Source organism: Enterobacteriaceae endosymbiont of Donacia tomentosa, from assembly GCF_012571135.1.
GTDB lineage: Bacteria > Pseudomonadota > Gammaproteobacteria > Enterobacterales > Enterobacteriaceae.
Genome location: NZ_CP046216.1, coordinates 338,788 through 351,868, shown reverse-complemented (window position 1 = coordinate 351,868; position 13,081 = coordinate 338,788). Strand labels below are relative to the sequence as shown.

At 27.4% G+C, this 13,081-nt stretch carries 9 protein-coding genes; all 9 read left to right on the top strand.

Annotated elements, in window-relative coordinates; all coding sequences use genetic code 11:
- Nucleotides 1–25: 25 nt before the first annotated feature.
- The 9 genes from tuf (at nt 26) to rpoC (ending at nt 12,921) form a co-directional block, all read left to right on the top strand.
- Nucleotides 26–1,210, top strand: a complete 1,185-nt coding sequence (tuf, locus tag GJT88_RS01685) for an elongation factor Tu (RefSeq protein ID WP_168895208.1) — start codon at nt 26–28, stop codon at nt 1,208–1,210.
- A 177-nt stretch (nt 1,211–1,387) separates the two neighbouring features.
- The gene (gene secE / locus GJT88_RS01680) at nt 1,388–1,774 is read left to right on the top strand and encodes a preprotein translocase subunit SecE (RefSeq protein WP_168895207.1); all 387 of its coding nucleotides are present in this window, start codon (nt 1,388–1,390) and stop codon (nt 1,772–1,774) included.
- Nucleotides 1,775–2,320 carry a transcription termination/antitermination protein NusG gene (gene nusG, locus GJT88_RS01675; protein WP_168895206.1) on the top strand — a complete coding sequence of 182 codons (546 nt, stop codon included), beginning with the start codon at nt 1,775–1,777 and terminating at the stop codon, nt 2,318–2,320.
- Between the two features lie 61 nt (nt 2,321–2,381).
- On the top strand, nt 2,382–2,810 hold the full coding sequence (gene rplK / locus GJT88_RS01670) for a 50S ribosomal protein L11 (protein WP_168895205.1): 429 nt from the start codon (nt 2,382–2,384) through the stop codon (nt 2,808–2,810).
- Between the two features lie 6 nt (nt 2,811–2,816).
- Nucleotides 2,817–3,518 carry a 50S ribosomal protein L1 gene (gene rplA, locus GJT88_RS01665; RefSeq protein ID WP_168895204.1) on the top strand — a complete coding sequence of 234 codons (702 nt, stop codon included), beginning with the start codon at nt 2,817–2,819 and terminating at the stop codon, nt 3,516–3,518.
- A 126-nt stretch (nt 3,519–3,644) separates the two neighbouring features.
- Complete coding sequence (rplJ, locus tag GJT88_RS01660; protein WP_168895203.1) at nt 3,645–4,124, top strand: 50S ribosomal protein L10; 480 nt, start codon at nt 3,645–3,647, stop codon at nt 4,122–4,124.
- Between the two features lie 50 nt (nt 4,125–4,174).
- Complete coding sequence (gene rplL / locus GJT88_RS01655; RefSeq protein ID WP_168895202.1) at nt 4,175–4,543, top strand: 50S ribosomal protein L7/L12; 369 nt, start codon at nt 4,175–4,177, stop codon at nt 4,541–4,543.
- A 65-nt stretch (nt 4,544–4,608) separates the two neighbouring features.
- On the top strand, nt 4,609–8,637 hold the full coding sequence (gene rpoB, locus GJT88_RS01650) for a DNA-directed RNA polymerase subunit beta (protein WP_168895201.1): 4,029 nt from the start codon (nt 4,609–4,611) through the stop codon (nt 8,635–8,637).
- A 78-nt stretch (nt 8,638–8,715) separates the two neighbouring features.
- Nucleotides 8,716–12,921, top strand: coding sequence for a DNA-directed RNA polymerase subunit beta' (rpoC, locus tag GJT88_RS01645; protein WP_168895200.1), 4,206 nt, complete (start codon nt 8,716–8,718; stop codon nt 12,919–12,921).
- The last annotated feature ends 160 nt before the right edge of the window (nt 12,922–13,081 follow it).

The following is a 13,081-nucleotide window of genomic DNA, read 5'->3' as shown; positions in this document are numbered from 1 at the left end:
AATTTATTAACAAGGATATTATTCTGTGTCTAAAGAAAAATTTGAACGTTCTAAGCCTCATATTAATGTAGGTACAATAGGACATGTTGATCATGGTAAAACAACTTTAACAGCAGCTATCACTACTGTTTTATCTAAAAAATATGGAGGTGCAGCTAAAGCTTTTGAACAAATTGATAATGCTCCCGAAGAAAAAGCAAGAGGTATTACTATAAATACTTCCCATGTTGAATATGATACTAAAGTACGTCATTATGCTCACGTAGATTGCCCAGGTCATGCAGATTATGTAAAAAATATGATTACTGGGGCGGCTCAAATGGATGGTGCTATTTTGGTTGTAGCAGCAACCGATGGGCCTATGCCACAGACTAGAGAACATATTTTATTGGCAAGACAGGTAGGAGTGCCATATATTATCGTATTTTTAAATAAATGTGATATGGTTGACGATGAAGAATTATTAGAATTAGTAGAAATGGAAGTAAGAGATTTATTATCTCAATACGATTTTCCAGGTGATACAACGCCTATAATTCATGGTTCTGCACTCAAAGCGCTGGAAGGAGATGTTATTTGGGAGAAAAAAATTATTGAATTAGCAAATTATTTAGATAATTATATTCCAGAACCCATAAGAATAATTGATAAGCCATTTCTATTACCAATCGAAGATGTTTTTTCTATTTCTGGTAGAGGTACAGTTGTCACAGGAAGGGTAGAAAGAGGTATTATTAAAGTAGGTGAAGAAGTTGAAATCATAGGGATTAGAAATACAATTAAATCTACTTGTACTGGTGTTGAAATGTTCCGTAAATTATTAGACGAAGGAAGAGCAGGAGAAAATGTAGGAATTTTACTTAGAGGCATTAAAAGAGAAGATATAGAAAGAGGACAAGTTTTAGCAAAACCAGGATCTATAAAACCACATACTAAATTTGAAGCAGAAGTTTATATTTTATCTAAAGACGAAGGTGGAAGACATACCGCTTTTTTTAAGGGGTATCGTCCTCAATTCTATTTTAGAACAACAGATGTTACAGGTACTATAGAATTACCGTCTAATATTGAAATGGTTATGCCTGGAGATAATATTAATATGAATGTTACGCTCATAAATCCTATAGCGATGACAAATGGATTGCGTTTTGCTATTCGTGAAGGTGGCCGTACTGTTGGAGCTGGAGTAGTCACAAAAGTTATAGAGTAATAATTGTAAAAATAAAAGAGGATAAGGGAATTACAGTTATGACGCATACTACTCCCTTTGATTCTTTTTAAGATTTAAGTATAAAATTACTTATTAGTTAATAAAAAAATTTTATAATCTTTTATATATTATTATTTGTTATTTTATGCTTAATTTATTTTTATTGGTTAATATAAAATGAATATTGTAGAATTTAAAAAAAATATAACTAGACGTATTATTGAAATTATAAAATGGGTTACTAGTATAATTTTATTAATTTCAGCTATTTTCTGTAATTATACTTATCAAAATCTAGATTTATCTATTCGTTTGGTATTATTTTGTTTTGTAATTACTTTAATAAGTTTAATTGTATTATCTACAAATAAAGGTAAAAAAATATTTCTTTTTATACGTGAAGCTCGTATAGAAACTGGAAAAGTAATTTGGCCTACATATAAAGATACTTGGAATACAACTTTAGTTGTATCAATAATTACCATAATTATATCAATTATTTTTTGGATTTTAGATAATTTTTTAATTTATTTAATATCGTTTTTAACTGGTATGAGGTCATAAATGTCTGAATCTTTACAAAAAAAATGGTATGTAATTCAAGCTCGTTCTGGTTTTGAAAATAATGTAGCAAAATCGTTAAAAGAATATATTAAAATTTATAATATGAAGCATTTTTTTGGAAAAATTTTAATACCAACTGAATCTGTAGTTGAAATACGTGGAGGGCAAAAATATAAAAGTGATCGTAAATTTTTTCCTGGGTATATATTTATTCATATGATTATGTCTAATACTAGTTGGCATTTGGTACGTAGTATTCCCAAAGTTTTAGGTTTTATAGGTGGTTCTTCTGAAAGTCCTATACCTATAAGTAATAAAGAATTAGATACGATTATAGGTCGATTACAAAAAATTGGAGATAAACCTAGACCAAAAATATTATTTGAACCAGGAGAAATGATTAGAGTAAATGATGGACCTTTTTCAGATTTTAATGGTGTTGTAGAAGAAGTAGATTATGAAAAAAGCCGATTAAAGGTTTCTGTATCCATTTTTGGCAGGGCAACTCCACTTGATCTTGATTTTCGTCAAGTAGAAAAAGGATAGAAAAATATATTTTCTTATTTTAATAAAAAATTTTTTTCAAATATATTAATTAGGTATGCTAATGGCAAAAAAAATAAAAACTTATATAAAATTACAAGTTCCGGCAAGTAGTGCAAATCCTAGCCCTCCTATAGGACCTTCATTAGGTCAACATGGTGTAAATATTATGGAATTTTGTAAATCTTTTAATGAAAAAACTAATAATTTAGAAAAAGGTATACCAATACCTGTTATAATTACAGTTTATACAGATAAATCTTTTACATTTATTATTAAAACACCTCCTGCATCTGCAATGATTAAAAAAATATTGGGTATTAAGAAAGGATCTAGTAAACCTAAAATTGAACAAATCGGAGTAATTAAACGAGATCAAATTCGTAAAATAGCAGAAGCTAAATATGATGATATGCCAGGCATTAATATTAAATCGATGATGCTTTCTATAGAAGGTACTGCTCTTTCGATGGGGTTAGAAATTAAGGATTAAAATATAATGTCAAAATTAACAAAACGTATGAATTTAATTCATAAAAAAATAAATTTAAAAAAACAATTTTCTATTGAAGATGCTATTATCAACTTAAAAACATTAAGTACAGTTAAATTTAATGAAACAATTGATGTTGCCATTAATTTAAGTATAGATACTAAAAAATCTGATCAAAATATTCGTGGTAATGTTTTTTTACCACATGGAACAGGTAAATATGTAAGAGTTGCTGTTTTTGCCGATAGTATAGAAGCAAAACAGGCAAAAATAGAAGGAGCGGAATTTGTTGGTATGGAAGATTTAGCCAAAAGAATTACTGATGGTGAAAAAAATTTTGATGTAGTAATTGCTACATTATCAGCTATGAAGATAGTAAGTAAATTAGGTCCTATATTAGGGCCAAAAGGATTAATGCCTAATCCTAAATTAGGTACAGTAACTAATAATGTTAAGGAAACTATAAAAAAAATAAAAAATGGACAGATTAATTATCGTAACGATAAAAATGGTATAATTCATACTAGTATAGGGAAAATAAATTTTAATAATACAATGATTAAGGAAAATTTAATATGTTTATTAACAATGTTAAAAAAAAATAGACCTTTGTCTTTAAAAAATAATTTTTTTAAAAAAATATGTATATCATCTACTATGGGAGTGGCGATAAATATTACTAAAGATTGTATGACTTTTTTAAATTAATTTTTTACTTTACAAAAAAAAAATTTATATTATAATACCAATTTTTAATAAAAAAATTTAATGTAATTATTAAATTACTAATTTATAATGTAATTTTTTATAAAATATTAGGAGTGCAATAATCTAATGCCATTAAATCTTACAAAAAAGAAAATGATTGTTGCAAAAATAAATAAAATAGATAAGTGTTCTTTATCAGCTGTAATTGCTGATTTTACTGGAGTTAATACTAATAGTTTAACTTTACTAAGAAAAAAAAGTCAAAAAAATAATGTGTCTGTAATAATTGTGAGAAATAGATTATTAAAATTAATTATGCAAAATAGTAATTTTCAATGTTTAAAATCACAATTAAATGGTCCAATATTAATTGGTTATTCACTTAAACATCCAGGAGCTGCTGCTCGTCTATTTACGGAATTTGCGAAAATTAATAATAATTTCAAAATTAAATCTGCTGCTTTTAATAAAAAGCTAATAGATATTGATATATTAGCTTCGTTACCTACATATAATGAAGCTTTATCACGTTTTTTACATATTATCAAAGAAATTTCTGTAGGAAAATTTGTTAAAATTTTAACTGCAATTAAAAATATTAAATAAATTGAATTTTTTTAGATTAAATATTTTTTATTTTAGGAAAATAAAATATCATGTCGATGACTAAAGAACAAATAATAGAAGCTATAGAATCTATGTCTGTTGCTGATGTAATGGAATTAATAAATTCTATGGAAAAAAAATTTGGTGTTTCTTCTACAGTAACAAATAATTTAATTAATGATAAAAAACCAGAAGAAAAAGAAGAACAAACGGAATTTAATTTATACTTAAAAAGTATAGGTACTAATAAAATTGCTGTTATAAAAGCTGTAAGAAGTATAATGAGCTTAGGATTAAAAGAAGCTAAAGATTTAGTAGAATCAGCTCCTGTAATCTTAAAAGAATCTATTAGTAAAAAAGAAGCTTCTGAATTAGAATCTAAATTAAAAATTTCTGGAGCAGAAATAGAAATTAAATAATTTTATTTGAATAAATATTCACTTAAATTAGTTGCTTTAATTTGATCAGATAACTGAGGAACCATATGGTTTATTCTCAAACTGAAAAAAAACGCATTCGCAAAAATTTTGGAAAGAGACCTCAAGTTTTGAATATTCCTTATTTACTTTCTATTCAACTTGATTCATTTCAAAAATTTATACAACAAGACCCCACAGGGCAGTATGGCTTAGAAGCTGCATTTCAAAATATATTTCCTATATGTAGTTATAGCGGACATTGCAAATTAGAATATATCAATTATCGTTTAGGAAAATCACTTTTTAATGAAAAAGAATGTCATACAAGAGGTATGACTTATGCTGCTTCTTTACGTGTTACATTACGATTAATTATTTATGATAAAGAAACATCAGAATTATCAGTTAAAAATATAAAAGAACAAGAAGTATATATGGGTGAAATACCTTTAATGACAAAAAATGGGACTTTTATAGTTAATGGTATTGAACGTGTAGTTGTATCTCAATTACATAGAAGTCCAGGAGTTTTTTTTGATAGTGATAAAGGTAAAATACATTCATCAGGTAAAATTTTATATAATGCACGTATCATTCCATATAGAGGTTCATGGTTAGATTTTGAATTTGACCCTAAAGATCATATTTTTGTACGTATAGATAGAAGAAGGAAATTACCAGTTACAATAATTTTACGTGCTTTAAATTATGATACGGAAGAAATATTAAATATTTTTTTTGAAAAAAATATATTTAAAATCAAAAATAATCAATTATCAATGATATTATTTCCAGATAGATTAAGGGGAGAAACTGCTACTTTTGATATTCAATTTAATAACATTATTTATGTGGAAAAAGGAAAAAGAGTTACCATAAGACATATTAATCATTTAAAAAAAGATAAAATTAATTATATTAATATTCCTAAAGAATACTTAATAGGTAAAATAGTTTCAAAAGATTATATAGATAATATTACAGGAGAAATTATTATTACTGCTAACTCTTCTTTATCTAAAGAATCTATAAATAAAATTATAAAAAATAATTTCGATACAATTGAAACAATTTTTACTAATGATTTAGATCATGGAGCTTATATTTCGGAAACACTAAAATTAGATAACACTACTGATCGTTTAGAAGCTTTAGTTGAAATATACAGAATGATGAGACCAGGTGAGCCTCCTACAAAAGAAGCAGCAGAAATGTTATTTAAAAAATTATTTTTTGTAGAAGATCGTTATGATTTATCTCCTGTAGGAAGAATGAAATTTAACTTATCATTATTGCGTCATGATATAAATGGTTCTGGAATACTAAATAAAAAAGATATTATTGATGTGATTAAGAAGTTAATTAATATCCGGGATGGAAAAGGTAATATTGATGACATAGATCATTTAGGAAATAGAAGAATACGTTCTATAGGAGAAATGGCTGAAAATCAGTTTCGTATAGGATTAATACGTGTTGAACGAGCGGTAAAAGAAAAATTATCAGTTGGAGAGATAGAAACATTAATGCCACAAGACATGATTAATGCTAAACCAATTTCTGCTGCACTCAAGGAGTTTTTTTGTTCTAGTCAATTATCACAATTCATGGATCAAAATAATCCATTATCTGAAATTACACATAAGCGTCGTATTTCTGCTTTAGGACCAGGGGGTTTAACTAGAGAGAGAGCTGGTTTTGAAGTAAGAGATGTACATCCTACTCATTATGGGAGAGTATGTCCAATCGAAACTCCAGAAGGGCCTAATATCGGTTTAATAAATTCATTATCAGTATATGCACGAACAAATGAATATGGTTTTTTAGAAACTCCATATCGTTTTGTATGTAATGGTTTAGTAACTAATAAAATTGATTATTTATCTTCAATAGAAGAGGGTAATTTTATTATTGCTCAAGCTAATACTAATATTGATAAAAATGGCTATATACTTGATGAATTTATTACATGTCGTTATAAAGGAGAATCTGGTTTATTTAAAAAAGATCAAATAAATTATATGGATGTTTCTACACAACAAATTGTTTCCGTAGGTGCATCTTTGATTCCATTTTTAGAACATGATGATGCTAATCGTGCTTTAATGGGCGCTAATATGCAAAGGCAAGCAGTTCCAATGCTTAAAACAGAAAAACCTTTAGTTGGTACTGGAATGGAAAGAATTGTTGCCGTCGATTCTGGAGTTACCATTATTGCTAAAAATTCAGGAATTGTACAATATGTAGATTCTTCAAAAATTATTGTGAAAATAAATGAACAAATTATAGATAAAAAAAAAAATATAGATATATATCATTTAACTAAATATACAAGATCTAATCAAAATACGTGTATTAATCAAATACCATGTGTAAATTTAAACGAATTAATAAAAAAAGGCGACGTTTTAGCTGATGGTCCTGCTACTGATTTAGGGGAATTAGCCTTAGGGCAAAACATGAGAGTAGCATTTATGCCATGGAATGGATATAATTTTGAAGATTCAATCTTATTATCAGAAAAAATTGTTCAGGAAGATAAATTTACAACTATACATATACAAGAATTATCTTGTATTTCTCGTGATACTAAACTAGGTCCAGAAGAAATTACTTCTGATATTCCGAATGTAAGTGAATCATCTTTATCTAAATTAGACGAATCTGGTATTGTATATATTGGAGCTGAAGTAAAAAACGGAGATATTCTAGTTGGTAAAGTAACTCCTAAAGGAGAAACACAATTATCTCCAGAAGAGAAATTATTGCGTGCAATTTTTGGAGAAAAAGCTTCGGATGTAAAAGATACATCTTTACGAGTACCTAATGGGATATCAGGAACTGTTATTGATGTACAAATATTTACAAGAGATGGGATAAAAAAGGATAAAAGAACTTTAGAAATTGAAGAAATGCAATTAAAACAGATTCAACAAGATTTAACAGCAGAACAGAAAATATTAGAACATGATATTTTTTTAAAAATTAAACTCTTATTAAAAAATAATAATATAATTATAAAAGAATATAAAAATAATATTGATATTAATTGGTTAATATCTCTTTCTCTAAGAGATCCAATACAACAAAAAAAAATAAATAAATATATCAAACAATATCAAAAATTAAAATTTTTTTTTGAAAAAAAAATTAAATTACAAAAAAAAAAAATTACTCAAGGTGATGATTTAGCTCCTGGTATTTTAAAAATTATTAAAGTAAATTTAGCTGTTAAGAGACAAATACAACCTGGTGATAAAATAGCAGGAAGACATGGTAATAAAGGAGTTATTTCTAAAATTTGTCCTATAGAAGATATGCCATATGATGATATGGGTGTTCCTGTTGATATTGTATTAAATCCTTTAGGAGTCCCATCTAGAATGAATATTGGGCAAATATTAGAAACTCATTTAGGAATGGCAGCTAAAGGTATAGGAAATAAAATTAATTTATTACTAAAACAAAAAGAAAACATAGAAGAACTTCGTTCTTTTCTTCAAAAAGCATATGATATTGGTAATAATACTTATCAAAAAATTAATTTAAAAAAATTTACTGATGCAGAAATATTTTCTTTAGCAAAAAATTTAAAAATAGGGATGCCAATAGCAACACCTGTTTTCGATGGTGCAAAAGAAAATGAAATTAAACAATTATTAAAATTGGCAGATTTACCTACTTCTGGACAAATTAAATTATATGATGGGCGTACTGGAGAACCCTTTGAAAGGGAAGTTACTGTAGGTTATATGTATATGTTAAAACTCAATCATTTAGTAGATGACAAAATGCATGCTAGATCCACAGGATCATATAGTTTAGTCACACAACAACCATTAGGAGGAAAAGCTCAATTTGGTGGTCAAAGATTTGGGGAAATGGAAGTTTGGGCATTAGAAGCATATGGTGCAGCATACACTTTACAAGAAATGCTTACAATAAAATCTGATGATGTAAATGGTAGAACAAAGATGTATAAAAATATCGTTGATGGGAATCATAAAATGGACCCAGGTATACCTGAATCTTTCAATGTTTTACTTAAAGAAATACGTTCATTAGGTATAAATATTAATTTAGAAAATAAGTAATGAGCAATTAAACATCATTTAATGATTAATATTTTAAAAATTTTTGTTAATTAATAAGATGATTGAGGTAATAAATTTGTGAAGAATTTATTTAAATTTTTAAAATCACAAAATAAAACAGTAGAATTTAATGCAATAAAACTTTCTTTAGCTTCTTCTGAAATGATTAGATCTTGGTCTTATGGAGAAGTAAAAAAACCTGAAACAATTAATTATCGTACTTTTAAACCTGAAAGAGATGGTTTATTTTGTGCGCGTATTTTTGGACCTATAAAAGATTATGAATGTTTATGTGGTAAATATAAACGTTTAAAACATAGAGGGGTTGTTTGTGAAAAATGCGGAGTAGAAGTAACACAAACTAAAGTAAGAAGAGATAGAATGGGGCATATTGAATTATCATCTCCTATTGCTCATATATGGTTTTTAAAATCATTGCCTTCTAGAATAGGATTATTACTGGATATGCCTTTAAAAGATATAGAAAAAGTACTATATTTTGAATCATATGTTGTAATCGAAGAAGGGATGTCTTCATTGAATAAAAAACAGATTTTATCAGAAGAACAATATTTTAATGCTTTAGAAGAATTTGGTGATGAATTTGAAGCAAAAATGGGTGCAGAAGCTATACAATCACTATTAAAAAATATTAATTTAAAACATGAATGTAAATCATTACGTAATGAATTAAATAATACTAATTCTGAAACTAAAAGAAAGAAAATTTCTAAAAGAATAAAACTATTAGAGTCTTTTATTAATTCAGGTAATAAACCAGAATGGATGATAATGACAGTATTACCTGTTTTACCTCCTGATTTAAGACCATTAGTACCTTTAGATGGAGGAAGATTTGCCACATCTGATTTAAACGACTTATATCGTCGTGTTATTAATCGTAATAATAGATTAAAACGTTTATTGGAATTATCAGCACCTGATATTATCATAAAAAATGAAAAACGTATGTTACAGGAAGCTGTGGATGCACTACTTGATAATGGTAGAAGAGGAAAGGCAATTATAGGATCTAATAAACGTCCTTTAAAATCATTAGCTGACATGATTAAAGGTAAGCAGGGTCGATTTCGACAAAATTTATTGGGGAAAAGGGTAGATTATTCAGGAAGATCAGTAATAACAGTAGGACCTTATTTACATTTACACCAGTGTGGTTTACCTAAAAAAATGGCATTAGAATTATTTAAACCATTTATATATGGTAAATTAGAAATTAAAGGATTAGCAACAACTATTAAAGCAGCAAAAAAAATGGTAGAACGAGAAGAACCCATAGTTTGGGATGTTTTAGATGAAGTTATAAAAGAACATCCTATTTTATTAAATAGAGCTCCGACTTTACATAGATTAGGAATACAGGCTTTTGAACCTATTTTAATTGAAGGGAAAGCAATACAATTACATCCCTTAGTTTGTGCTGCTTATAATGCAGATTTTGATGGTGATCAAATGGCTGTACATGTACCTCTAACCTTAGAAGCTCAATTAGAAGCTAGAATTCTTATGATGTCTACTAATAATATTTTATCTCCTGCTAATGGAGAGCCTATTATAGTCCCATCACAAGATGTAGTTTTAGGATTATATTATATGACTAAGGATAAAGTAAATGCAAAAGGTGAAGGGATGATATTAACAGACTCAAATGAAGCTGAACGTGTTTATATCACAGGACAAGCTGATTTACATGCTTGTGTAAAGGTAAAAATAGAAGAATATACTAAAAATTCAGCAACAAACTCATGGATTAAAAATAATATTATTATAAATACAACTATTGGTAGAGCTATTTTTTGGAATCATGTTCCTAAAGGAATACCGTATTATATGATTAATAAAACTTTAGGGAAAAAAGATATCTCACAAATATTAAATGTATGTTATCGAGTTTTAGGATTAAAATCTACAGTTATTTTTGCTGATGAAATTATGTATACTGGATTTTACTATGCAGCTAAATCAGGTTCATCTGTAGGAATTGATGATATTATAATTCCTAAAAATAAAACAAAAATTATTGCTGAAGCTGATTCTGAAGTAACAGAAATTCAAGAGCAGTTTCAATCTGGACTTGTAACAGCTGGCGAAAGATATAATAAAGTTATTGATATTTGGGCAGCTGCAAATGAAAAAGTTGCTAAAGTTATGATGAAAAATTTATCAATTGAAAAAGTACTTGATAAAAAGGGAAATCTAGTTAAACAAAGTTCTTTTAATAACATTTTTATGATGGCAGATTCTGGGGCTAGAGGGTCTGCAGCTCAAATTAGACAGCTTGCTGGCATGAGAGGATTGATGGCAAAACCAGATGGTTCAATTATTGAAACCCCAATTATTGCTAATTTTAGAGAAGGATTGAATGTTTTACAATATTTTATTTCTACTCATGGTGCTAGAAAAGGATTAGCCGATACTGCTTTAAAAACCGCGAATTCGGGATATTTAACTCGTAGATTAGTAGATGTTGCACAAGATTTAGTTATAACAGAAGATGATTGTTTTACTTTAAAAGGAATACAAATATCTTCTATTGTTACAGGAGGTGATATAAAAGAACCATTAAGAGAACGAGTTTTAGGTAGAGTTACTGCAGAAAATATTTTTAAACCAGGGTTAAATGAAATTCTTATTTACCGTAATACATTATTAAATGAAAAATATTGTGATCTCTTAGAAAAAAATACTGTTGATAGTATCAAAGTAAGATCTGTAGTTAGTTGCGAAACAAATTTTGGAGTATGTGCATATTGTTATGGTAGAGATTTAGCTAGAGGACATATTATAAATAAAGGAGAAGCTATAGGAGTGATTGCTGCGCAATCTATAGGTGAACCTGGAACTCAATTAACAATGCGAACATTTCATATTGGAGGTGCAGCTTCACGATCTGCTACTACTTCCAGTATTCAGGTAAAAGATAAAGGAATTATAAACTTAACTAATATTAAATCTGTTATTAATTCTGATGGAAAATTAGTAGTTATTTCCAGAAATGCTAAGTTAAAAATATTAAACGAATTTAATAAAATTATTGAAAATTACAAAATACCATATGGAGCTGTTATAACAAAAAAAAATGGTTCAAATGTTGTTGCTGGAGAAATAGTTGCATATTGGGACCCTCATACAATGCCTATTATTAGTGAAGTCAATGGAATCATAAAATTTGTTGATATGTTAGAAGGACAAACTGTCATAAAGCAGACTGACGATTTAACAGGATTATCTTCTATTGTAGTGTTGGATAGTTCTGAAAGAAGTGCTATAGGAAAAGATTTTAGACCTATGATTAAAATTATAGACCATAATAAAGAAGATGTTATAATACCTGGTACTGATATGCCAGCTCATTATTTTTTACCAAATAAGTCAATAATACATTTACAAGATGGAATAAAAATTAATGCAGGAGATATTTTAGCAAAAGTCCCTCAAGAATCGGGAGGAACTAGAGATATAACAGGAGGGTTACCTAGAGTAGCAGATTTATTTGAAGCTCGAAAACCTAAAGATTCAGCTATTTTAGCAGAAATTAGTGGTATTATTTCTTTTGGAAAAGAAACAAAGGGTAAAAGACGTATAATTATTATCCCTATAAATGGAAATAAAGAACCATATGAAGAAATGATTCCAAAATGGAGACAACTTAATGTTTTAGAGGGTGAATTAATTAATAAAGGAGATATTATTTCAGATGGTCCTGAATCTCCACATGATATTTTGCGATTAAGAGGTGTTAATGCGGTTACAAATTATATAATTAATGAAGTTCAGGATGTTTATCGATTACAAGGTGTTAAAATAAATGATAAGCATATAGAAGTTATTATTCGACAAATGTTACGTAAAGCTACTATAGTAAAAATGGGAGATTCAAATTTTTTAGAGGGAGAACAGATAGAAGTATCTTTAATTAAAATTAAAAATAAAAAACTAAAAAAAGAAGGAAAGAAAACAGCATCATATGTTCGAAATTTATTAGGTATTACAAAAGCTTCTTTAGCAACATCTTCTTTTATTTCAGCTGCTTCTTTCCAAGAAACAACAAGAGTATTAACAGAATCATCTGTTTCAGGTAAATATGATGAGTTAAAAGGATTAAAGGAAAATGTTATTGTTGGTAGATTAATTCCTGCTGGAACTGGATATTCTTATCACATAAAGCATATTAACAAAAAAAAAATAAATAATAAAAATGAGAATACTTCTTCAGTAGATTCTGCTTCCGCCAATTTAACTGAATTGTTAAATGCTAATTAAAATAAAAAGGTATAGTATTTATTTATATTTTTTGTAAAAAAATTTCAAATATTGAAAATATAATCTTTAACAAAATTGAAAAATTTATTTATAAATTTATAAATAAGATTTTGTTTTATGATAAAATTTAATATTATATTTTTTTATACTGAATAAAAAT

What these genes read in the sequence shown, in the direction of transcription:
- rplA (WP_168895204.1), top strand. Translation starts at nt 2,817, where the DNA reads ATGTCAAAATTAACAAAACGTATGAATTTAATTCATAAAAAAATAAAT.
- secE (WP_168895207.1), top strand. Translation starts at nt 1,388, where the DNA reads ATGAATATTGTAGAATTTAAAAAAAATATAACTAGACGTATTATTGAA.
- rplL (WP_168895202.1), top strand. Translation starts at nt 4,175, where the DNA reads ATGTCGATGACTAAAGAACAAATAATAGAAGCTATAGAATCTATGTCT.
- rplK (WP_168895205.1), top strand. Translation starts at nt 2,382, where the DNA reads ATGGCAAAAAAAATAAAAACTTATATAAAATTACAAGTTCCGGCAAGT.
- nusG (WP_168895206.1), top strand. Translation starts at nt 1,775, where the DNA reads ATGTCTGAATCTTTACAAAAAAAATGGTATGTAATTCAAGCTCGTTCT.
- rplJ (WP_168895203.1), top strand. Translation starts at nt 3,645, where the DNA reads ATGCCATTAAATCTTACAAAAAAGAAAATGATTGTTGCAAAAATAAAT.
- rpoB (WP_168895201.1), top strand. Translation starts at nt 4,609, where the DNA reads ATGGTTTATTCTCAAACTGAAAAAAAACGCATTCGCAAAAATTTTGGA.